Below are 21,497 nucleotides of genomic sequence, written 5' to 3'. Positions count from 1 at the left end.
AAATTGCCGGGAGCCGGCCGCGGCCGCACAGGTACGATCAGGCCCGTCGAGGACAGGACGGGGGCGGCACGGATGGGCTGGGAGGTCGGGGGCGCCGGGGAGGAGGCCACCGGACTGGTGCACGGGATGCTGGCGGCGGCGCTCGGCACGGCGGACGCCCGGGCGTGGACGGCCCTCGACATCGGTGTGCGCGACCTCGCGGGATACGGGCGGTACGGGCGCTTCAAGCCCCCGAGCGACACGGAACTCGCTGTAGCCCTCTGCCACCCCGACGGTCGGATACGCGAGGCCGCCCTGCGGTGGGCCGCCGACGCGCCCGACCTGCTGCCCCTGGTCGTGATCCGCTGCTCCGACTGGGCCGCCCCGGTCCGCGACCGCGCCCGCGCCCTCCTCCGCGACCTGCTGCCCGCCGCCGAGCCGCAGGCGATGCCGCTGCTCGCCGCGGTGGTGCTGCGCGTGGCGCGCCGCAGCCGGGGCGGCTTCGCCCGCGAGCTGCTCGAGGAGACCCTCAGGAGCGGCCCGTACGAGACGCTCAAGATACTGCTCGGCAGCGGGGACCGGAGCGTGCGCCGGCTGGCCTACCGCATCGCCGTCGGGCAGCGGCTGCTCTCCCCCGCCAGGCTGGCCCGCACTGCCGCGACCGACACCGATGTGGTCGTTCAGGACCTTTGCGCGGAGGCGGCGCTCGCGGGGGCGGCCGACGGTGCGTGCGACGAGGTGCTGGGCCTGCTGCTCGGTGGGCGTCAGCCGCGTGTGCGGTCCGCGGGCGTCACCGCGCTCAGGCGGGCCGGGCGAGCCGCCGAGGCGGAGTTGTTCCTCGCCGACCGCTCCGCGCTCGTACGGGCCTGCGCGCGCTGGGTGCTGCGGCAGCACGGCACCGATCCGGTCCCGCTCTACCGCGCCCTGTGCGCGGACCCGGGAGCGGTCGAGCTCCGGCCGGGCGCCGCCGCGGGTCTGGCCGAGTGCGGCACGCGCGCGGACGCCGGGCTGCTGTGGCCGCTCCTCGCTCATTCGCGTCCTGCGGTACGCGCGCGTGCCGCGGCGGGTCTGGCCGCGCTGTGCACGCTGGACGCGGCGGGCGCCGGACGGCTGCGGCCGCTGCTGGAGGACACCGCGCCGGCCGTGGCCCGGGAGGCCGCCGCCGCGCTCGTACCGTCCGCGCGGCTGGTGCCGGAGGAGTGGCTCGGCGAACGGCTCAGCACGGACCGCCCCCGGCACGTCCGGGCCGCGGCATTCCGCGTCCTGTGCGCCCACGGCGGCGCCGCAGGGCTGCGGGCGGCCGTGCGCATGTCGGCGGACGAGGACCCGCGGCTGCGGGCCAGGGCCCGTACGGCCGCCTCGCGTTGGGCACCCGGTCCGACCAGCACGATCCCGGCCGGGGAACGCGCAGAGTTGGTGGCGCTGATCGATCATCACGAGCCGGACGTCGGCGCCGGAACAGCGGCGCTGCTCCGCTGGCTGCTGCGGATCGGCCGCTGAAACACCCTCGCTCTTACGGCGCAGCGGAGCCGAACATCCACTGCCGCTCCGGCACGCCGACCGTACACGGCGAACTGACCGTCGCCTGCCTGGACTTCTGCGGCAAGCGGCTCCGAGACGACCGCCCATCTCCGCGAGAACGGCCGGAACCCGGAGCCACTTCGGCGAGGCCAACGGGCCGGGCGCGGGGGCGATCGTCGTGAACCTCGCGGCGAATCCTCCCGGCCATTGAGTCGCCGCCCCGCCCTCTCCGTATCACTCGTCAACACAGGTCGCGCAGGGCGCCATGGGAGGCGAGACCGTTGACGACGACCATTCCGTACCAAGGCAGGGCCGCCAAGCGTCAGGCCGAGCGTCGCATGCGGCCGCGCCGCTCCCCCGAGAAACCCCTGCTCGCATGCCTGTGGGGCGGTGCGGTCGCGGTGCTCGGGCTGTGGTGGCAGAACACCACGGCGGTCTCGGCCACCGCCGACTGGCTCACCGGCGCGGGCCGGATCACCGGCCTGCTGTCCGGCTACTCCACCGCCGTCGTGGTCGCGCTGATGGCCCGGGTCCCCGCCCTCGAACGCCGGGTGGGTTCCGACCGGGTGACGCGCTGGCACGCGATGGCGGGCCGCTACACCGTCTGTCTCGTGCTCGCCCACATCGGGCTGATCGTGGGCGGCTACGCGACACAGGCGGGCACCGCCTTCGTCGAGCAGGCCTTCAGCGTCGTCCTCGACTATCCCGACATGATCGAGGCGGCCATCGGCACGGGCCTGCTGCTGCTCGTCGCCGGTATCTCGGCCGGCCTCGTACGCCGCCGGATCCGCTACGAGACTTGGTATTACCTGCATCTGCTGACCTACGCGGCGGTCTTCCTCGCCTTCTGGCACCAGCTCTCCACCGGCGCCGAGTTCGCCACCGACCCGGCCGCCCGCACCGTCTGGTACGCGCTGTACGGCACGGCGACCGGGCTGGTGATCTGGTACCGGGTGCTCACGCCCGTACGCCTCAACCTCCGGCACCGCCTGCGCGTGGAGTCGACGGTCGACGAGGCGCCCGGCGTCGTCTCCGTGATCATGACCGGGCGGCGGCTCGACAAGCTGGGCGCGGAGGCCGGGCAGTTCTTCCGCTGGCGGTTCCTCGCCAAGAAGCTGCGCTGGACGGCCAATCCGTACTCGCTCTCCGCCACACCCCGCGACGACCGGCTCCGGATCACCGTGAAGGCCGCGGGCGACCACAGCACGGCACTGGCCAGGCTGGAGCCCGGCACCCGGGTCTGGGCGGAGGGCCCGTACGGCGCGCTCACCGCCGCCCGCAGGCAGCGCGGCCGCGGTACCAAGGTGCTGCTCATCGCGGGCGGGGCCGGGATCACCCCGCTGCGTGCGCTCTTCGAGACGATCCCCGCCCGGCCCGGGGACCTGACCCTGCTCTACCGGGCGCGGCGGCACGAGGACCTGGCGCTGTGGGACGAGTTGAAGGCCATCGCGGACGCCCGCGGCGCCAAGCTGCTGTACGCGGTGAACGGACCGGACGGCGGCCGTCCCGAGATCAGCGCGGAGAACCTGCTCCGGGTCCTCCCCGACATCGCCAAGCACGACGCGTACCTGTGCGGACCGCCGGGTCTTGCCGAGGAGTCCTTCGCCGCCCTGCGGGAGGCGGGCGTCCCGGCCCCCCGTATCCACCACGAGTCCTTCGAATGGTGAGCCCATGAAGAAGCATCCGATGCGGCGCGTGCTGCTGAGCACCGCCGCCACGGTCTCCGGCGTCGTGCTGCTGCTGGCGCTCAAGGCGCCGGGGCTGCCCGGCAGTTCGACACAGGCCGGGGCTCCGGTGGGCGGGCTGCCCGCGGCGCCGCCGGCCTCCGCTCCCCCGGCCGGCGGCCAGGGGCAGTCGGAGCAACTGGGCGGCGGGAACCCCGGCGGGCAGCAGGAGCCCCAGCCACCGGCCGAGCCACCGCAGAAATCCGGGCAGCCGGAGGCGCCGGAGCAGCCCGCCAATCCGCCTGAGGCCGCCGCGTCCCGCACCGTCACCGGTGACACCGCGGAGACCGACTACGGCCCTGTGCAGGTCCGGATCACCCTCTCCGGAGACCGGATCACGGAGGCCTCCGCGGTCCAGGCCCCGTCGTCGGCGCCGCGCTCCAAGGAGATCACGTCCTCCGCGGTCCCCCAGCTCAACAAGGCGGCGGTGGCGGCCCAGAGCAGCGCGATCGACGCGGTGTCCGGAGCTTCGTACACCAGTGAGGGCTATATCAGCTCCCTGCAGAGCGCACTGGACAAGGCCGGTGTCTGAGCGGCGGCGGCTGCGCCGCGTCGAACACGCGATGGGCACGGTGTTCTCGTTCGACATCCGCGGCGAGGCGGCCGCGCGGGCGAGCACGGCCGCGGCAGTGGACGAGGCCGTGCACTGGCTGCACGAGGTGGACCGGCTGTTCTCGCTCTACAAGCCGGAGAGCGAGCTGAGCCGGCTGGCCCGCGGCGAGCTGACCGCGGCGGAGTGCGATCCGCTGGTCTCGGAGGTGCTGGCCCTGTGCGAGGCCGCGCAGGCGCGCAGCGACGGCTGGTTCAGCACCCGGTACGCGGGTGGGCTCGACCCCACCGGGCTGGTCAAGGGGTGGGCGGTGGAGCGCGCTTCGCGGCTGCTGGCCGTCCGCGGTGTCGGCGACAGCTGCATCAACGGCGGCGGGGACATCCAGCTGAGCGGCCACCGGGAGGAAGGCCGGCCGTGGCGCATCGGCATCAGCGATCCGCTGCAGCCGGGCGAGCTCGTGGCCGTGGTCGAAGGGGCCGGGGAGCTGGCCGTGGCCACCTCGGGCACCGCGGAGCGCGGCTGCCACGTGCTGGACCCGCGGACCGGCGCCCCGCCCCGGCACCCGCTCGCCTCCGTCACCGTGCTGGCCCGCGGCCTGACCGCTGCGGACGCCTGGGCCACGGCGGCCTTCGCCCGGGGCTCGGCCGCGCGCGACTGGCTGGAGGAGCTCCCCGGCGTGGAGGCGGTCGCGGTCGGCCTCGACGGCAGCACCTGGTGCACGGCGGGCTTCCTGCAGTTCGCCGAGGTGGGGTGACTCGCGGCTGCGCGGGCCGCGTACGGGCCGCCGTACGCCCGGGGCGTACCGGGCAGTTCAGCGCGCCTTCTGCGCCAGTCGCAGCAGATGGTCCGCCAGCGCCTGGCCCCCGTCCGAGGCGCGGCTGATGAGGAGCAGCGTGTCGTCCCCCGCGATGGTGCCGAGGATGTCGTGCAGCTCCGCCTGGTCGATGGCCGAGGCGAGGAACTGGGCCGCGCCGGGCGGGGTGCGCAGCACCACCAGGTTGGCCGAGGCCTCGGCGGAGATGAGGAGTTCGCCGGAGAGGCGGCGCATCCGCTCCTCCTTGGCCGACTCGCCGAGCGGGGCCTTCGGCGTACGGTCGCCGCCCTCGCTCGGCACCGCGTAGATCAGCTCGCCGCCGGTGTTACGGATCTTCACTGCGCCGAGCTCGTCCAGGTCGCGGGAGAGGGTGGCCTGGGTGACGGAGAGCCCGTCGTCGGCGAGCAGCTTGGCGAGCTGGCTCTGCGACCGCACCGGCTGCCGGTTGAGGATGTCGACGATCCGGCGGTGGCGCGCGGTACGGGTCTGCGGTACGGCCTGCCCGCCGTGCTCGGGCCCTCCGTTGTCGGCTCTGCCGCGCTCGCTGTCCTGCGCCTCGGTCATCGTCGTCATTCTCCGGATCGTCGGTCCCCGTACGCGGCGTCGAGAACGGCCGGGAGCGCCCCGAGGAACGCGTCCACCTCGTCGTCACCGACGATCAGGGGCGGGGCGAGCCGCACCACGTCGGGCTGAAGAGCGTTCACCAGGAGACCGGCGTCCTGCGCCGCCCGCTGCACCCCGGGCGCAACGGACTCGGTGAGCACCATACCCAGCAGGAGGCCCGCGCCGCGGACATGGCCGACGAGCGGGTGCCCGAGCGCCTCGATTCCGGAGCGCAGCCGCTCGCCGATGCGCTTGACCTGGTCGAGGATTCCCTCGGTCTGGATGGTGTCGAGGACAGCGAGCGCGGCGGCGCACGCGACCGGGTTCCCGCCGAACGTGGAGCCGTGCTGACCCGGCGTCAGGAGGTCGGCGGCCGCCCCGAAGGCGATGGTGGCGCCGATCGGCAGGCCGCCGCCGAGGCCCTTGGCCAGGGTGACCACATCGGGCTCGACGCCCTGGGCCTGGTGCTCGAACCAGTGGCCCGTACGGCCGATGCCGGTCTGGACCTCGTCGAGGACGAGCAGCGTGCCCGTGGCGCGGGTGATCTCGCGGGCGGCGGCCAAGTAGCCCTTGGGCGGGACTACGACGCCGTTCTCGCCCTGGACGGGTTCGAGGATGACGAGGGCGGTGTCCGTGGTGACGGCCGCCCGGAGCGCGTCCGCGTCCCCGTACGGCACATGGGTGACCTCGCCGGGCAGCGGCAGGAAGGGGTCCTGCTTCGCGGGCTGTCCGGTGAGGGCGAGGGCGCCCATGGTGCGGCCGTGGAAGCCGCCGAGGGCGGCGACGATGTGGGTACGGCCGGTGCGCCGCCCGATCTTGAAGGCCGCTTCGACCGCCTCCGCACCCGAGTTGGAGAAGTAGACCCTCCCCGGGCGGCCGAGGAGCTGGAGCAGCCGCTCGGCGAGGGCGACGGGCGGTTCGGCGACGAAGAGGTTGGAGACGTGCCCGAGCGTCGCGATCTGGTCGGACACGGCCTGGACGACGGCCGGGTGGGCGTGGCCGAGGGAGTTGACGGCGATGCCGCTGACGAAGTCGGTGTACTCGGTGCCCTCGGCGTCCCAGACCTTGGCGCCCTCGCCGCGGACGAGGGGCAGCCGCGGCGTGCCGTAGTTGTCCATCAGGGCGCCCTGCCAGCGCTGGGTCAGCTCCTGGTTGGTCATGCGTGCCCCTCCTCGGACGTATCGGGCGCGTCGGGCACGACCATCGTGCCGATGCCCTCGTCGGTGAAGATCTCCAGCAGGATCGAGTGCTGGACCCGGCCGTCGATGACGCGCGCGGTGTGTACGCCGTTGCGTACGGCGTACAGGCAGCCCTCCATCTTGGGGACCATGCCGCTGGCGAGGTCGGGCAGCAGCTTCTCCAGCTCGCTCGCGGTGAGTCTGCTGATCACGTCGTCGCTGTTCGGCCAGTCCTCGTACAGGCCCTCGACGTCGGTGAGGACCATCAGCGTCTCAGCGCCCAGCGCGGCGGCGAGCGCGGCAGCGGCCGTGTCCGCGTTGATGTTGTAGACGTGGCCGTCGTCGGCGCTGCGGGCGATGGAGGAGACGACGGGGATCCGGCCGTCGTCCAGCAGCGCCTGAATGGCGCCCGCGTCGATCTCGGTGATCTCGCCGACCCGGCCGATGTCCACGGTCTCGCCGTCGATCCGGGCGTAGCGCTTGGTCGCGGTCATGGTGTGCGCGTCCTCGCCGGTCATGCCGACCGCGAGCGGGCCGTGCTGGTTGAGCAGCCCGACGAGCTCGCGCTGCACCTGCCCGGCGAGCACCATCCGTACGACGTCCATCGCCTCGGGCGTGGTCACGCGAAGGCCGGCCTTGAACTCCGAGACCAGGCCCAGCTTGTCGAGGTGCGCGCTGATCTGCGGGCCGCCGCCGTGCACGACGACCGGCTTGAGTCCGGCGTGCCGCAGAAAGACCACGTCCTGGGCGAAGGCGGCCTTCAGCTCCTCGTCGACCATGGCGTTGCCACCGAACTTGATGACGACGGTCTTGCCGTGGTGGCGGGTCAGCCAGGGCAGTGCCTCGATGAGGGTCTGCGCCTTGGGCAGGGCGGTGTGCTTACGAGTGCTCATGAGGAGTAGGCGCTGTTCTCGTGGACGTAGTCGGCGGTGAGGTCGTTGGTCCAGATGACCGCGGAGTCGGAGCCCGCGGCCAGGTCGGCGGTGATACGGACCTCGCGGTAGCGCATGTCGACCAGATCGCGGTCCTCGCCGAACGACCCGTTCCTGCAGACCCAGACGTCGTTGATGGCGACGTTCAGCCTGTCCGGTTCGAAGGCGGCTGAAGTGGTGCCGATCGCGGACAGCACCCGGCCCCAGTTGGGGTCCTCTCCGTGGATGGCGCACTTGAGGAGGTTGTTGCGGGCGATGGAGCGGCCCACCTCGACGGCGTCGTCCTCGCTCGCCGCGCCCACGACCTCGATGCGGATGTCCTTGGAGGCTCCCTCGGCGTCGCCGATGAGCTGACGGGCCAGGTCTTCGCAGACCTGGGTGACCGCGCCGGCGAACGCGTCGTAGCCGGGCGTGACTCCGGAGGCCCCGGAGGCGAGCAGCAGCACGGTGTCGTTGGTGGACATGCAGCCGTCGGAGTCGACCCGGTCGAAGGTCGTACGGGTCGCGGCGCGCAGCGCCTTGTCCAGCTCCGGCGCCTCGAGGTCGGCGTCGGTGGTGAGGACGACGAGCATGGTGGCCAGACCGGGGGCGAGCATGCCCGCGCCCTTGGTCATGCCGCCGACGGTCCAGCCTTCGCCCTCGGCGACGGCCGTCTTGTGGACGGAGTCCGTGGTCTTGATGGCGATGGCGGCCTTCTCGCCGCCGTGTGCGGAGAGTTCGGCCGCGGCCTTCTCCACGCCGGGCAGCAGCTTGTCCATGGGCAGCCGGATGCCGATCAGGCCGGTGGAGGCGACGGCGACCTCGGCCGCGCTCTCACCGAGCACGCCCGCGACCTTCTCGGCGGTCGCGTGGGTGTCCTGGAAGCCGAGCGGTCCCGTACAGGCGTTGGCGCCACCGGAGTTGAGGATCACGGCGGAGACCCGGCCGCCCTTGAGGACCTGCTCGGACCAGAGGACGGGGGCGGCCTTGACGCGGTTGGAGGTGAAGACGCCCGCGGCGGCGCGGCGCGGCCCGGTGTTGACGACGAGCGCCAGGTCGGGGTTGCCGTTCTCTTTGATCCCGGCGGCGATGCCCGCCGCCGTGAATCCCTTTGCTGCCGTGACGCTCAAGGCGCGACTCCGATCGTGGAAAGTCCCGTCTCCTCGGGCAGTCCGAGGGCGACGTTCATGCTCTGCACCGCGCCGCCCGCGGTGCCCTTGGTCAGGTTGTCGATGGCGCTGATCGCGACGATGCGGCCGGCGGCCTCGTCGTAGGCGACCTGGATCAGTGCGGCGTTCGATCCGTACACGGCCGCGGTGGACGGCCACTGGCCCTCCGGCAGCAGGTGGGTGAACGGCTCGGTGGCGAGCGCCTTCTCGTACGCCTCCCGGACCTGGAGCGGAGTCGTCCTCGGCCTGGCCTTCACATGGCAGGTGGCGAGGATGCCGCGGGGCATGGGCGCGAGGGTGGGGGTGAAGGAGACGGTGACCTCTTCGCCCGCCGCGGCCGAAAGGTTCTGGACCATCTCGGGGGTGTGGCGGTGGCCGCCGCCGACGCCGTACGGGCTCATGGAGCCCATGACCTCGCTGCCCAGCAGGTGCGGCTTGGGCGACTTGCCCGCGCCCGAGGTGCCGGAGGCGGCGACGATCACGGCCTCCGGCTCGGCGAGCCCGGCCGCGTACGCCGGGAAGAGCGCGAGGGAGACGGCGGTCGGGTAGCAGCCGGGGACCGCGATGCGCTTGGACCCCTGCAGCGCGTCGCGGGCCCCGGGCAGCTCGGGCAGGCCGTAGGGCCAGGTGCCCGCGTGCGCGGAGCCGTAGAACTTCTCCCAGGCCGCCGCGGACCGGAGCCGGAAGTCGGCGCCGCAGTCGACGATCAGGACGTCCTCGCCGAGCTCGTCAGCGACGGCGGCGGACTGCCCGTGCGGCAGGGCGAGGAAGACCACGTCGTGGCCGGCGAGGGCCGCGGGGGTGGTCGGCTGGAGCACGCGGTCGGCGAGCGGCAGCAGGTGCGGCTGGAGGGCGCCGAGCCGCTGACCCGCGTTCGAGTTCCCCGTCAGGGCACCGACTTCGACCTCGGGGTGCGCGAGCAGCAGACGGAGCAGTTCCCCGCCCGCGTATCCGCTCGCTCCCGCCACTGCCGCTCGCACTGCCATCGAAATCCTCCTCATCGATGGCATGACTATACGGAATGCAGCAGCTTTATGCAATGCAGACCCCGGTCGGCGCTTGACTTGGAGCGCGCTCCAAGTTTTTACGGTCATTTCATGACGCACGGGAACTCCCTCCCGCAGCCCGTGGCGGACACGCTCACCATCGCCCAGGTCTCCGAACACACGGGGCCGTCACCCGACACTCTGCGTTACTACGAGAAGGCGGGACTGATCGAGGGGGTCGGCCAGCCGCCCGGTAGCGGCGCTGGTTGCCGGACTCCGCCGTCTACTGCGGCGTGCCCAAGGCGCTCAACGCGACCTTCGTCGCCAAGAAGGTCTTCGGCGAGCGCGGCCTCCCCCTCGGGGCGCAGTAACAGCCCCGGCCGTCCGCGGACATCGCGGCAGCGCGCGCCCTCAGACGCCGCCCGCGTCGCCGGCGCGTGCGCCCGCACCGTGGTCAGCCGGCGTCGGCGAGTTCCGCGATGACCTGGGCGTGGCACGGCTCGGGGACGCACCAGCAGCCGAGCCTGTGGCCGCGCAGCTCCGGCAGCAGCGCGAGGAGGTCGGGGCGGCCGAGGAGGTACGCGCGGTACTTCTCGACGACCTCCTCCCTCGTGCCGTCAGGCCCGGGGCGGAAGGGGCTGGCGAGCGGTGAGCCCTTGAGATCCCATCCGCCGCGGTGCATCGGACGGCCCACATAGACCACGTCCGCGTAGTCCGGATCGTCCCGGTGGCCCTTGAGATTGACGACGGTCGTCCGGCCCATGCTCCCCATCCTCGCCTTTCAGGCCGCGCCCGGCAGGGAGAAGGGGCGCAGGTGGTGGTCCCGTGCGCGTACAGCTTCCCGTCGGCCGCCCCGACCACCCTCGCCGCCGCAGATCGGCGCGGTCGGGAGCCGACTCCGCGTCCCGAGCGGTTGCCTGTGCTTGCCGATACAGCGAACCCGGGCGCGTCCGGCGATCTCGGGGAGCGTCGCTAGCGACAGCTCTCATAGCGTTCCCGTCACGCCGGACGCGCCCGCGTCCGCGGGCGGACCGGATCAGGGAAGCTTGACCGCCAGGAGCTCCACGGGGCGGATGTCCGGTGCCGAGCCGAGCATGGTCTCCGCCGCCTCCATCAGCGCGGCGGCGATCCTGCCCCGCAGGTGGCCGGAGCGGCCCTGCTCGTCCTCGAAGGTGTCGAAGACACCGAAGGTGGTGGCGTTCTCCCGGAACGCGAACCAGGTGACGGTGTGGTCCTCCTCCCTGGCGAGCTGCAGCGCATCGCGCAGCAGGGTCTCGACCTTGTCGGCGTACTCGGGCTTGGCTTCGATCCGGGCGAGCAGACCGAGATTCGTCATGGGGCACTCCACAGGGTGGTTTTCGGTGAACACCAGGGAATCTAAGGGGCAGGGCACCGGGCACCCAGTGTCGTAAACGACTCATCCGATATCGTTTCCGTCATGGATATAGCCGTGCTCGCGTACGACGGTGTCTTCGACTCGGGACTCGCCGCGCTCCTCGACGTGCTGGATGGGGCGAACGCCATGCGCGGCGAACTCCCGCAGCCGCCACCCGCCTGGCGGGTCACGACAGTCGGCTTCCGCCGCCGCGTCCGTACGGGCGCCGGGCACGTGGTCACGACCGCGCCCGTCGCCGAGGCCGAGGGGGCGGACCTGCTGCTCGTTCCGGCGCTGGCCGAGCGGCGGCCGGACGCGCTGATCGCGCATGTCTCGGGGCCCGGCTCCGCGGCCGCCCGCCGCCTCGTCGCCGAGACGCGCGCACGCCGCACGCCGGTCGCCTCGGCCTGTACGGGGACCTTCCTGCTCGCCGAGTCGGGAGTGCTCGACGGGCGCCGGGCCACGACGAGTTGGTGGCTGGCCCCGGTCTTCCGCAAGCGCTACCCGGCGGTGACGGTGGACGAGACCCGCATGGTGGTCCCGTCCGACGGCGTGACGACGGCGGGCGCCGCCTTCGGGCACGTCGACCTCGCCCTCGCGGTCGTCCGGATGACCAGCCCGGCACTCGCCGATCTCGTCGCCAGGTACCTGGTGATCGACGAACGCCCCTCCCAGGCGTCGTACACCATCTCCGCCGCCCTCGCGCAGAGCGATCCGACCGTCGCCGCCTTCGAGCGCTGGGCGCGGCTGCACCTGGACGAGCCGATCGCCATGACGGACGCGGCGCGCGCCCTCGGCGTCAGCGAGCGCACCCTCCAGCGCGCCGTGCGCCGCACGCTCGGCACCTCGCCCGTCCGCTTCGTCCAGGACCTCCGGGTCGAGCGGGCCTCACATCTGCTGCGGACCACGGACCTGCCGCTGGAGGTCATCGCCCGCAAGGTCGGCTACGAGCACGCCAACACCCTCCGGATCCTGCTCCGCGAACGCACCGGTGCGACCGCTGGCGCCCTGCGCAGACGCTGACACTCGGGCCCTGTGCCGCAGGCTGCGCTACATTCCCTTGAAGTTATATAGCTCTCTCAGTATGTTCGAGGTGTGTCCATACCTTTCGACGTGCTGGCAGAGCCGACCCGCCGGCAGATCCTGGATCTGCTGCTGGAGCGCCCCCGCCTGGTCGGTGAACTCACCGACCGCCTCGGCCTGAGCCAGCCCGGCACCTCCAAGCATCTGCGCGTGCTGCGCGAGGCCGGACTCGTGCGAGTCCGCCGGGACGCCCAGCGGCGGTGGTACGAGCTGCGCCCCGATCCCCTGGCCGAGGTCGACGCGTGGCTCGCGCCGTACCGGCGACTCTGGGAGGAGCGGCTCGACGTACTCGAACGACACCTCGACGCCATGCCGGAGGACCCCGGTACCGACCGCGACCCGAAGGATCAGTCATGAACGAGACGCTGACTACCGTGGACGGCCGCCCCGTCCTGCGCATCGAGCGGCGGCTGGCCCACCCGCCGGAGAAGGTCTGGCGGGCCATCACCGAGCCCGAGCACCTCAGCCAGTGGTACCCGTTCCGGGCCACCGAGCTGGAGCTGCGCATCGGCGGGAAGATCCACTTCGACGACGGCGCGGGCACGACCATGGACGCGATCGTCACCGAGCTCGACCCGCCCCGCCTCTTCGCCTTCAGCCAGCACGCTCCCCCCGGGATGACCCGGGAGAGCGACGATCTGGTGCGCTTCGAGCTGCGGCCCGAGGGCGCGGCGGGCACTCTGCTCGTCTTCACCCACATCTTCGACGACCGGTACGGCGCGGCCAGTTACGCCAGTGGCTGGCAGGTCTGCCTCGACGCCCTGGAGGCGGTGGTCGCCGAGCGGCCCTTCGAGCCCGGCTATCCGGCAGCCGAGCTGCACGACTCGTACGTCGAGAAGTTCGGCCTGGACAGCGGAACCTTCTCGGACACGGCCGACGGCTGGCTCGTCCGCTTCGAGCGCCAGCTGACCCAGCCCGCCGAGCAGGTGTGGGCGCAGCTGACCGGCGAGGGCGCCGCGGAGCCCGAGGCCGGCGACGCCGTGCCGCAGGCCTTCACCAGTAAGAAGGTGCACCCCGGAGCGGTCACGTCGGTCAAGGCACCGGCGCTGCTCGAATACGAGTGGGAGTCCGGCGGCCGTACCGGCGGCCGCGTCCGCTGGGAGCTGAGCACCGGAACGGGCCACGGCGCCCGGCTCGTCCTGACCCAGACCGGCCCCAACGACCTGACGGCGGAACGCCATACCGCCCTGAAGGCGTGGAAGTCCCGCATCGCCCAGCTCGCCGAGCAGCTGCGCGCGCTGCCGCGGGCCTGATCCGTAGCGCTGCGAGCCGAAGGCAGGTGGCCGCCGGGCGGGGCGGTGCCGAGCGTGCCCGGGGCACCGGTGTTACGCCATGGCCTCGCCGCAGGCGGTCCGCAGGCGCCGTACGCCCTCCGCGATCTCGCCCGCTCCCGCCACACCGGCGAAGCTCAACCGCAGGTGGGGCGCGGGCGGTTCGGCCGCGAAGTACGGGCTGCCGGGGGCGACCGCGACGCCCGCGCGGAGGGCGGCGGTGACCACCGCGTCCTCCTGTGTGCCCTCCGGCAGCCGCAGCCACAGGTGGTAGCCGCCCGACGGGACGTGGCCGAGCCCCAGTTCCGGCAGTTCCCGGCCCAGCGCGCTCGCCATCGCCTCGCGGCGGGCGCGCAGTTCGGCCGCGACGGTGCGCAGGTGGCGGGGCCAGGCGGGCGCGCCGACGAGTTCGAGGGCCGCCTCCTGGAGCGGGCGCGGGACGAAGAAGCTGTCGACGACCTGGATCGCCCGCAGCCTGCTGAGCACCGGACCGCGGGCGGCCAGCGCGCCGACCCGCAGGCTGGGCGAGGTGACCTTGGTCAGCGACCGTACGTGGACGACGACGCCGTCGGGGTCCTCCGCGGCGAGCGGCGGCGGCAGCTCCCCCGCGCCCTCGTGCACGAGTCCGCGCGCGAAGTCGTCCTCCACCACGAACGCACCGGCCTCGCGCGCCACCCGCAGGACCTCGCTCCGGCGCCGCGGCACCAGCACGGCCCCGGTCGGGTTCTGGAACAGCGGCTGGCATACGAACACCCGGGCTCCGGTGGCCCTGAAGGCGGCGGCCAGCAGCTCGGTCCGTACGCCCTCGGCGTCCACCGGGACCGGCACCGGGCGCAGCCCCGACGCGCGTGCGACCGCGAGCATCCCCGGGTAGGTGGGCGACTCGACGAGGACGGCGGCGCCGGGCGGGGCGAGCGCGCGAAGGGCCGTGGTGAGGGCGCTCTGGCCGCCCGCGGTGATCAGCACCTCGGAGGCTCCCACCGGACCGCCTGGCCCGCCGATCTCCCGCGCGAACCACGCGCGCAGCTCCGCCAGGCCCTCCATCGGCGGGCGGCCCCACGCGCCTGGACGGCGCCCGGCGCGGGCCAGGGCCGCGGCCAGCGCACGTTCGGGCTGGAGCGCGGGGTGCAGATAGCCGCCGTTGAACTCGATGACGCCGGGCGGCGGCGCGGCGAGCGTCGCGAGCACCCCGGAGGCGTCGACGGTGCGCGGGATCGGTTCGCCGGACGCCGCTGCCGATTCGGCGCTCAGCGACAGCTCCTGCCAGGAGGTGTCGCCCGGTTCGGGCACCCGGCTGCGCGGCTGGGCGCGGAAGGCACCGGCACCCGGCCGGGTCACGACAAGCCCCTCCCCCGCAAGTACGGCCAGTGCCCGCGTCACCGTCACCGGACTCACCCGGTAGCGCTCCACCAGCGCCCGGCTCGACGGCAGCTTCTCGCCTGTCGAGTAGCGGTTCAGGTCCTTCCGCAGGCGTTCCGCCAGCTCAGCCACACTGCTACGCTCTTGCATGAGAGCACAGGATAGCGCTACTGCCCCGGCGACGATAGCGGTCGCAAGCGGAACCGGCCGCCCGGCCAGGGCATCGGACGGACCCGGCGGATCCGTCCTCGCGGCCCTCGGCGTGGCCGCCTTCTCCCTCACCTTCCCGGCGACCGCATGGGCCCTGGAGGGGCTCGGCCCGTGGACCGTGACCACCGTCCGTATGGTGCTCGCCGCCCTCATCGCGGGAAGCTGCCTGCTCGCCCTACGCGTCCCGGTCCCCCACCGCCGCCACTGGGCAGGCCTGATCGTCGTCGCCGCCGGAGTCGTCGTCGGCTTCCCCCTGCTGACCACCCTGGCCCTGCAGACCTCCTCGACCTCCCACGCCGCCGTGGTCGTGGGCCTGCTCCCGCTGACCACAGCCGCGTTCTCGGCCGTACGCACGGGCGCCCGGCCGTCCGGGACCTTCTGGCTCGCGGCCCTCGCCGGCGCCGCGGCCGTCATCGCCTTCGCCCTGCTGCAGAGCGGCGGCGCACCGACGGCCGGTGACCTCTACCTCTTCGCCGCCCTGCTGATCTGCGCGGCCGGCTACACCGAGGGCGGGCGGCTGGCCCGGCACCTGCCCGGTTGGCAGGTCATCGGCTGGGCGCTCATCGCCTGCCTGCCGCTCGCCGTCCCCGGCGCCGCGCTCGCGCTCCTCGCCGAGCCCGTACGGCTGACCGGCCACGCGGTCGCCGGGCTGCTCTGGCTCGCCGCGGGCTCCCAGTTCCTGGGACTGCTGGTCTGGTACCGCGGCATGGCCGCCATCGGCGTCGCCCGGGCCAGCCAGCTCCAGCTCGCCCAGCCCCTGCTGACCCTCGTCTGGTCCGTGCTGCTGCTCGGCGAACACCTCACCCCCGCGGCCCCGCTCACCGCTCTCGCCGTCCTCGTCTGCATCGCCGTCACACAGCGGGCAAGCGGCCCTGAGGAAGCAGGCGTGACGTCCCGCGTCGTCTGGTGCGGTACATCGCAAGGCGGCGGATCGTCCTCTGGGGTCCCCCCTGCCGAAGGCTAGGGGAGGGCCTACTCGGACGACTCCGGCAACTGAGCGAGGTGCCGTGCCAGGCGGCGTGGGGCGTTGCGCCTGCTTCCTCAGGGCCGCTTGGCACCTGAACGGCTCCGCGACGGGGTGCACGTAAGGGCTCTCGCAATAGACTTACGAACACGGGCACTCTGGGATAAGAGGCGCAGCACCCCCGAGCGGGAGGTCACCGCAGATGGAAGCCAAAGAAGGCGACACGCTGCTCGTGCACGGCAGGACCGTCGGGCACCACGACAGGAAAGCCAAGATCGTCGAAGTCATGGGGGACCACGGCGAACCGCCGTACCGGGTCCGCTTCGAGGACGACGGCAAGGAGTGCGTGGTCTCCCCGGGCCCCGACGCGGTCGTACGGCACCCGGGTCAGACCAGCCCCGGTCACTGACCGGTGACGCCCCCGCGCGCTCAGCGCGGCGGGCGCACCGGCGTCGGATAGTGGTCGGCGACCACACGGGCCATCGCCCCGATGCGGTCGGCGGCCACTTCCTTTGCCGAGAAGAAGGCGTTGCCGCGCACCTGCGGCCAGTTCTTGTCGAAGGTCAGATGGCGGGACAGCTCGGCCGGGTCCTGCCAGGCGGCGGGCTGCGCCGGGTCGCCCGCCTTGTAGAGCGCCTCGCCGATGAAGAGATCCACTCCGGTGCCGTCGACGACCTGGGACCACCAGGGCACGAGCTTCGCGTAGTCGGCGACGGCGAAGCCGATGTTCCAGTACACCTGCGGCACGACGTAGTCGATCCAGCGCTGGCGGACCCAGCCGCGGGTGTCGGCGTACAGGTCGTCGTAGGTCTGCACCCCGGCCTGGGTGTCGGACCCCTCCGGGTCGGTGGCGCGGTTGCGCCAGACGCCGAAGGGGCTTATGCCGAAGCGCATCCGCGGCTTGATCTTCTTGATCCGGGCCGCGGTCTCGCACACGAGGCGGTCGGTGTTGTCGCGGCGCCACGCGGCCCGGTCGGCGAAGCAGGAGCCGTACCGCTCCCAGGCCGCGTCGTCGTCGAAGACCTGGCCGGCGACCGGATACGGGTAGAAGTAGTCGTCCCAGTGCACCGCGTCGATGGCGTACCGCCGCACCGCGTCCAGCATCGCGTCCTGGACGAAGTGCCGGACCTCGGGCAGCCCGGGGTTGTAGTACAGCTTGCCGCCGTACGGGACCACCCACTCCGGGTGCTCGCGCGCGGGGTGCGCGGGGACCAGCCGCGAGGGGTCGGTGTGGTTCGCGATCCTGTACGGGTTGAACCAGGCGTGCAGTTCCAGGCCGCGCCGGTGGGCCTCGCGCACCGCGAAGCCGAGCGGGTCCCAGCCCGGGTCCTTGCCCTGCTCGCCCGTGAGGTACTGCGACCAGGGCTCGTACGGCGAGGGCCACAGCGCGTCCGCCGTCGGCCGTACCTGGAAGATCACGGCGTTCAGCCGCCGCTGCACGGCCGTGTCGAGGAATCCGATCAGCTCGGCCTGCTGCCGGTCCGCGGGGAGCCCGGCCCGCGAGGGCCAGTCGCGGTTGGCGACGGTCGCCAGCCACATACCGCGGAACTGCCGCTCCGGGCGGCGGATGACGCCCAGCACCTCGTCCGTGGCCTGCGCCGGGGCGTACGTGTTCGCGTCGCCCGCCGCCGGCAGCCCGGACAGCGCCCCGGCCGACGCTGCCGCTCCCACGGCGAACCCTCTTCGTGAGATACGCCTCATGACTCGCCCCCTCGGTACCGGGTAGGTCCCGCCCTACGGCCTCAGCATGCCCGCCCCGGCGGCTTCGGGACAGAACCGCGCGGAGTAACGTCTGGTCTGAAGAAGACGAAGATCAGCGAAAGGCACGATGTGACCGACATCGAACGCGTCGGAGTGGTGGGCTGCGGCCAGATGGGCGCGGGCATCGCGGAGGTCTGCGCCCGCTCCGGCCTGGAGGTCATGGTCGCCGAGACCACCGGCGAGGCCCTGGAGATCGGCCGCACCCGCCTGACGAACTCCCTCGGCAAGGCCGCGGAGCGCGGCAAGATCACCGAGGAGGAGCGGGACGCGACGCTGGCGCGGCTGAGCTTCACCACCGACCTGGGCGAGTTCGCCGACCGGGACGTGGTCATCGAGGCCGTCGTCGAGAACGAGCAGGTCAAGACCGAGATCTTCCAGATCCTCGACCAGGTCGTCACCCGGCAGGACGCCATACTGGCCTCCAACACCTCCTCCATCCCGCTGGTCAAGCTGGCCGTGGCCACCTCCCGGCCCGACCAGGTCATCGGCATCCACTTCTTCAACCCTGCGCCCGTGCAGCGGCTGGTCGAGCTGATCCCGGCGCTGACCACCGCCGACGAGACGATCATGCGGGCCGAGAAGCTCGTCACCGACGTCCTCGGCAAGCACGCGATCCGCGCCCAGGACCGCTCGGGGTTCGTCGTCAACGCGCTCCTCATCCCGTATCTGCTCTCCGCGATCCGGATGTTCGAGTCGGGCATCGCGAGCCGCGAGGACATCGACAACGGCATGGAGCTGGGCTGCGCCCACCCGATGGGCCCGCTGAAGCTCTCCGACCTGATCGGCCTGGACACGGTGGCTTCGGTGGCCCAGTCGATGTACGAGGAGTTCAAGGAGCCGCTGTACGCCGCTCCGCCGCTGCTGCTGCGGATGGTCGACGCGGGGCGTCTGGGCCGCAAGACCGGCTCGGGCTTCTACCCGTACGAGTAGCCGCGGCGCCTGCGGCGGGCCGGGAGCCGACAGCCGCCCCGCTCGCCATGACCGGGCGAACGGGGCGGTGGGCTCCGGGCCCGGGGGAAGAGGGCCCGGGACCCCTGTTCCCGAGAGGGCTCCCTTCTCACTCGCGGTGGTGATTCAACCGCTCAGCGGCGCGGCCTGGCAGCGTGTGCGCCAAGGGAGTTGGGGTGCGGCGTTCACACGGGGTGCGCGGCCGGCGTCCGCCGCGGACGACCACGGTGGCCCCTGCTAGCCGAGCCGGATGTGGTGCAGGAGCAGCAGCGCCGCCGCCATGTTCGCGGCCGGGACCTCGCCGCGCGCGATCATGTCGGGCACCAGCTTCAGCGGCACCCACTGCCGCCGGTCCGACTCGAAGTCGTCCTCGGGATGGCCGACGTACGAGGCCTCGTCCGCCCAGTAGATGTGGTGCCGGGCGTCGGTCAGCCCGTTGGATGGCTCGACGGACAGCAGATGCCGCAGCGCGCCGGGGCGCCATCCGGTCTCCTCCTCCATCTCGCGCGCCGCGGCGGCCGCCACGTCCTCGCCGTCCTCGACGACGCCGGCCGCGAGCTCCCAGCCCCAGGTGTCGGTGATGAAGCGGTGCCGCCAGAGCAGGAGCACCTCGTTGGCGTCGTTGACCGCGGTGGCCACGGCGACGGGCCGGAGCCGGATCACGAAGTGGTCGAGGTGCCGGCCGTCGGGGAGTTCGACATCCGCGAGGTTGACCCGGAACCAGCGGTTCTCGTACACGGTCTGCTCCCTGAGGTTCTTCCATCGCACGCGCAGGCCACCCTCCGCCGGGTAGATGGCGACATCGCTACGTCCTGGAACAGGGAAAAGGGTCACAGCGGGACGCGCAGCGCCCCGTCGATCAGTTCGGCGGCTTCGGCAGTTGCCGCGCACTTGCTCGCGACGAGATGTTCCCGCACGGCGCGCAGGCGGTCCCTGAGCCGCTGGGACTCCATGCCGCGGGCCGTTTCCGTCATCTCCACCGCGGTGGCCACGGCCCGGTCCGCGTCGCCCTGGCGCAGTTCGACATGGGTGAGCATGGCCAGCCGGTGCACCCGGCCCCGGTCGTGCGCCGGGGAGCCGACGGCCGCCGCCGCGTGTTCGCGGGCCGCCCCCAGGTCGCCGAGGCTCAGCAGCGCCTCCGCCACCTGGACGTTGACCAGACCCGGCTGCACATAGCCCGTCTCCGCGGGCTCCTGGCCGCGGCGGATGCGCTCGGCCGCCGCCTCGGCGCGCCGGATGCAGGACAGCGCGCTCGTCCCGTCGCCGAGCCGGGCGTACGCCTTGGCCTGCATCGCGTACAGGTCGGCGGCCAGGGCCGGGGTGATGTGCGGCCCCGCTGCGCGCAGCGCCGACTCGGCGAAGGCCACCGCCTGGCGGTATTCGCGCATGAACAGGGACTGGTTGACGAGCAGCGCGATCACATACGCGCCGAGCCCGCGGTCGCCGCTCGCCTTGGCCAGCCGCAGTGCCTGGTGAAAGTAGCGCTGCGCCAGGCCGTGTGCGTCCGAGTCGTACGCACAGATGCCCGCGACGGCCACCAGACCGCCGGTCGCCCGGTGCAGCTGGCGGCCCGTGGCGTCGGGGTAGCTGCCGCGGAGCAGCGGCGCCGTCTCGGAGTTGAGGAAGCGGACGATGCGGGCCCGGGTCGCGATGCCGCCCGCCTTCCGGTACATCTGCTCGTAATGGGCGCGAGCGGCCCGCAGCATCTCGATGTCCGCCATGCTGACGCGGGTCTGGCCGTCCCGGGAGACGTCGGAGTCCTCGGGCGGGTTCTCCCACTCCCACACGGGGATGACGGCCGGGGTGCCGGTGAGCGCGGGCGCCGCCACGATGTGCGGGCGCTGCTGCTCGTCGGACCGCCACAGGGCGGTGGCCCGCTCGACGAAGCCGGACAGCGGCGTGGTCGGCATGGGGCCGGTGCCGGGGGTGCCGAGGCCGATGTCGTCGAGGGTCAGCGCCCGGTGCAGCCGCTCACCGAGGACCTCGCATATCAGGTCGGGCACCCTGCCGCGGGGCCGCTGCCCCTTCAGCCAGCGGGCGACGGCGGTGTGCTCGTAGCGCAGCTTCATGCCCCGGGCGCGGCCCGCCTCGTTGATGTGGGCGGCCAGCCCCGCATGGGAGATGCCTGCTTCGTCAAGTACGGCGTCGAGCAAGGTGTTGGGCTCCATGCTGCCCTCCCGGTGCGCTCGGTGGGGTCAGGGTAGTGGAGCGGAACGCACACGGGGTGTGAACTTCACACCCCTGTACGGGTTTTCAGCCGCGCATGGGCTGGTCCGCGCCGACCGCGCCCCCCGCGCCACTGCCGGACGGCAGAAGCACCGTGCGATGCGCCTGGATTCCGGCCGCCTCGGCCGAATCGCAGGCGGCGACGACGGTGGTCCCGGACTCGGCGATCCGCCGCAGCCGGGACCAGACACGGTGCCGGGCGGTGGCGTCGAGCCCGTCGTCGGCCGCGTCGACGAGCACGGAGGCGGGCTCGTCGGCCAGGGCGAGCGCGAGGGCGAACAGCAACTGGTCGGCGCGGGAGAGGTCTTCGTAGCGGGCGCGCCGCTGCAGCACGCCGGGCGCACGGCCGCGTCCTGCTCCCTCGGCCAGCGCCAGGCCCGCCGCGGCCAGCGCCCCGCCGACCGCGTCCCGGCGGCCGTCGTCCTGGGGCGGCTCCTGCCCGTGGCTCCCGGGCCGGCGCACACCGCGGGCCGCCGCCAGGAGGTCCTCGACACGGGCGTGCGGATCCGGGGCTCCCGGCCCGTGGTCGCGTACGACGGCGATCCGGGCGCGCGGGCGATGGGTGCCCCCGCCGCGCAGCCACGGGCGCCGCGCGAGGGCCGTCAGCAGGGCCGTACGGGCGGGTCCTGCCGGCCCGATGACGGCGAGCAGCTCGGCTCCGGGAACCGCCTGCCGGAAGCCGTCGGCGGTGAGGGAACTGCCGTGTCCGGTCGTCGCTTTGACCATGCCTGCCCTCTCCTCGATCCGGTCGAAATCACTCATAGGTCTATCAATCGGGAGGGACATCGGGTGTGCGGCACTCCGGAAACGCGTGGCGGCACGGCGATGCTGGGCGCGGCGGGGGGGCATGGCGGCGTTGGGGGCG

General features: G+C 73.1%; 22 protein-coding genes and 2 pseudogenes. 12 read left to right on the top strand and 12 right to left on the bottom strand.

Features of this window, described 5'->3' with window-relative positions; all coding sequences use genetic code 11:
- Positions 1-72 precede the first annotated feature (72 nt).
- From ACTWP8_RS10520 to ACTWP8_RS10505, 4 genes are all read left to right on the top strand, one after another.
- Positions 73-1,479, top strand: coding sequence for a hypothetical protein (locus tag ACTWP8_RS10520; protein ID WP_443321859.1), 1,407 nt, complete (start codon positions 73-75; stop codon positions 1,477-1,479).
- 302 nt (positions 1,480-1,781) lie between these two features.
- Entirely contained in the window at positions 1,782-3,167 is a 1,386-nt protein-coding gene (locus ACTWP8_RS10515) for a ferredoxin reductase family protein (RefSeq protein ID WP_443321858.1), read from the top strand.
- A gap of 4 nt (positions 3,168-3,171) precedes the next feature.
- Positions 3,172-3,756: an FMN-binding protein gene (locus ACTWP8_RS10510; protein WP_443321857.1), complete on the top strand. Its 585-nt coding sequence runs from the start codon at positions 3,172-3,174 to the stop codon at positions 3,754-3,756.
- 31 nt (positions 3,757-3,787) lie between these two features.
- Positions 3,788-4,528 (top strand): FAD:protein FMN transferase, encoded by a 741-nt coding sequence (locus ACTWP8_RS10505; RefSeq protein ID WP_443321885.1) that lies wholly within the window; start codon positions 3,788-3,790, stop codon positions 4,526-4,528.
- Between the two features lie 57 nt (positions 4,529-4,585).
- On the opposite strand, the gene ACTWP8_RS10500 is transcribed toward ACTWP8_RS10505, so the two are convergent.
- Genes ACTWP8_RS10500 through argC form a run of 5 tightly spaced genes read right to left on the bottom strand, consistent with a single transcriptional unit; the run spans position 4,586 to position 9,435 of the window.
- Positions 4,586-5,152 (bottom strand): arginine repressor, encoded by a 567-nt coding sequence (locus tag ACTWP8_RS10500; protein WP_443318150.1) that lies wholly within the window; start codon positions 5,150-5,152, stop codon positions 4,586-4,588.
- Positions 5,153-5,157: 5 nt separating this feature from the next.
- Entirely contained in the window at positions 5,158-6,351 is a 1,194-nt protein-coding gene (locus tag ACTWP8_RS10495; RefSeq protein ID WP_443321856.1) for an acetylornithine transaminase, read from the bottom strand.
- Positions 6,348-7,262, bottom strand: a complete 915-nt coding sequence (gene argB / locus ACTWP8_RS10490; protein WP_443321855.1) for an acetylglutamate kinase — start codon at positions 7,260-7,262, stop codon at positions 6,348-6,350. Before argB ends, ACTWP8_RS10495 begins: the two co-directional genes overlap by 4 nt.
- Entirely contained in the window at positions 7,259-8,410 is a 1,152-nt protein-coding gene (argJ, locus tag ACTWP8_RS10485) for a bifunctional glutamate N-acetyltransferase/amino-acid acetyltransferase ArgJ (protein ID WP_443321854.1), read from the bottom strand. Before argJ ends, argB begins: the two co-directional genes overlap by 4 nt.
- Positions 8,407-9,435, bottom strand: a complete 1,029-nt coding sequence (gene argC, locus ACTWP8_RS10480; RefSeq protein ID WP_443321853.1) for an N-acetyl-gamma-glutamyl-phosphate reductase — start codon at positions 9,433-9,435, stop codon at positions 8,407-8,409. The genes argJ and argC overlap by 4 nt, the downstream gene beginning before the upstream one ends.
- A 48-nt stretch (positions 9,436-9,483) precedes the next feature.
- Between argC and ACTWP8_RS10475 the strand changes: the two are divergent.
- Positions 9,484-9,657 (top strand): annotated as a pseudogene (locus ACTWP8_RS10475) (hypothetical protein); the annotation flags it as partial.
- Between the two features lie 53 nt (positions 9,658-9,710).
- Positions 9,711-9,806, top strand: a pseudogene (locus tag ACTWP8_RS10470) (carboxymuconolactone decarboxylase family protein); the annotation flags it as partial.
- Between the two features lie 83 nt (positions 9,807-9,889).
- Here the strand turns inward: ACTWP8_RS10470 and ACTWP8_RS10465 are convergent.
- Positions 9,890-10,198 (bottom strand): DUF4326 domain-containing protein, encoded by a 309-nt coding sequence (locus tag ACTWP8_RS10465; protein ID WP_443321852.1) that lies wholly within the window; start codon positions 10,196-10,198, stop codon positions 9,890-9,892.
- 273 nt (positions 10,199-10,471) lie between these two features.
- On the bottom strand, positions 10,472-10,771 hold the full coding sequence (locus tag ACTWP8_RS10460) for a putative quinol monooxygenase (protein WP_443321851.1): 300 nt from the start codon (positions 10,769-10,771) through the stop codon (positions 10,472-10,474).
- 102 nt (positions 10,772-10,873) lie between these two features.
- Between ACTWP8_RS10460 and ACTWP8_RS10455 the strand changes: the two genes are divergently transcribed.
- From ACTWP8_RS10455 to ACTWP8_RS10445, 3 genes are all read left to right on the top strand, one after another.
- Positions 10,874-11,833, top strand: coding sequence for a GlxA family transcriptional regulator (locus tag ACTWP8_RS10455; RefSeq protein ID WP_443321850.1), 960 nt, complete (start codon positions 10,874-10,876; stop codon positions 11,831-11,833).
- Between the two features lie 72 nt (positions 11,834-11,905).
- A complete protein-coding gene (locus ACTWP8_RS10450; RefSeq protein ID WP_443321849.1) occupies positions 11,906-12,250 on the top strand; it encodes an ArsR/SmtB family transcription factor in 345 nt (114 codons plus the stop codon).
- A complete protein-coding gene (locus ACTWP8_RS10445; protein WP_443321848.1) occupies positions 12,247-13,146 on the top strand; it encodes an SRPBCC family protein in 900 nt (299 codons plus the stop codon). Before ACTWP8_RS10450 ends, ACTWP8_RS10445 begins: the two co-directional genes overlap by 4 nt.
- Before the next feature lie 72 nt (positions 13,147-13,218).
- Here the strand turns inward: ACTWP8_RS10445 and ACTWP8_RS10440 are convergent, their stop codons facing one another.
- Positions 13,219-14,673 (bottom strand): aminotransferase-like domain-containing protein, encoded by a 1,455-nt coding sequence (locus ACTWP8_RS10440; RefSeq protein ID WP_443321847.1) that lies wholly within the window; start codon positions 14,671-14,673, stop codon positions 13,219-13,221.
- On the opposite strand from ACTWP8_RS10440, the gene ACTWP8_RS10435 reads away from it, so the two are divergent.
- On the top strand, positions 14,672-15,697 hold the full coding sequence (locus ACTWP8_RS10435; RefSeq protein ID WP_443321846.1) for a DMT family transporter: 1,026 nt from the start codon (positions 14,672-14,674) through the stop codon (positions 15,695-15,697). The two genes, ACTWP8_RS10440 and ACTWP8_RS10435, sit on opposite strands and share 2 nt — an antisense overlap.
- 202 nt (positions 15,698-15,899) lie before the next feature.
- Positions 15,900-16,106 carry a DUF1918 domain-containing protein gene (locus ACTWP8_RS10430; protein WP_443319210.1) on the top strand — a complete coding sequence of 69 codons (207 nt, stop codon included), beginning with the start codon at positions 15,900-15,902 and terminating at the stop codon, positions 16,104-16,106.
- Between the two features lie 20 nt (positions 16,107-16,126).
- Here the strand turns inward: ACTWP8_RS10430 and ACTWP8_RS10425 are convergent, their stop codons facing one another.
- Entirely contained in the window at positions 16,127-17,398 is a 1,272-nt protein-coding gene (locus tag ACTWP8_RS10425; RefSeq protein WP_443321845.1) for a glycoside hydrolase family 10 protein, read from the bottom strand.
- 129 nt (positions 17,399-17,527) lie between these two features.
- On the opposite strand from ACTWP8_RS10425, the gene ACTWP8_RS10420 reads away from it, so the two are divergent.
- Positions 17,528-18,388 carry a 3-hydroxybutyryl-CoA dehydrogenase gene (locus ACTWP8_RS10420; RefSeq protein ID WP_443319212.1) on the top strand — a complete coding sequence of 287 codons (861 nt, stop codon included), beginning with the start codon at positions 17,528-17,530 and terminating at the stop codon, positions 18,386-18,388.
- Positions 18,389-18,643: 255 nt separating this feature from the next.
- Here ACTWP8_RS10420 and ACTWP8_RS10415 read toward each other — a convergent pair whose 3' ends face one another.
- From ACTWP8_RS10415 to ACTWP8_RS10405, 3 genes are all read right to left on the bottom strand, one after another.
- Complete coding sequence (locus ACTWP8_RS10415) at positions 18,644-19,174, bottom strand: NUDIX domain-containing protein (protein ID WP_443321844.1); 531 nt, start codon at positions 19,172-19,174, stop codon at positions 18,644-18,646.
- Between the two features lie 62 nt (positions 19,175-19,236).
- Positions 19,237-20,574: a transcriptional regulator gene (locus tag ACTWP8_RS10410; RefSeq protein ID WP_443321843.1), complete on the bottom strand. Its 1,338-nt coding sequence runs from the start codon at positions 20,572-20,574 to the stop codon at positions 19,237-19,239.
- 85 nt (positions 20,575-20,659) lie between these two features.
- Positions 20,660-21,394 carry a hypothetical protein gene (locus ACTWP8_RS10405; RefSeq protein ID WP_443321842.1) on the bottom strand — a complete coding sequence of 245 codons (735 nt, stop codon included), beginning with the start codon at positions 21,392-21,394 and terminating at the stop codon, positions 20,660-20,662.
- Positions 21,395-21,497 lie beyond the last annotated feature (103 nt).

Source organism: Streptomyces sp. 7N604 (assembly GCF_052245475.1).
Classification (GTDB): domain Bacteria; phylum Actinomycetota; class Actinomycetes; order Streptomycetales; family Streptomycetaceae; genus Streptomyces.
Note: the sequence above shows the minus strand (reverse complement) of the source record. Positions and strands in the feature narration are given on the sequence as shown.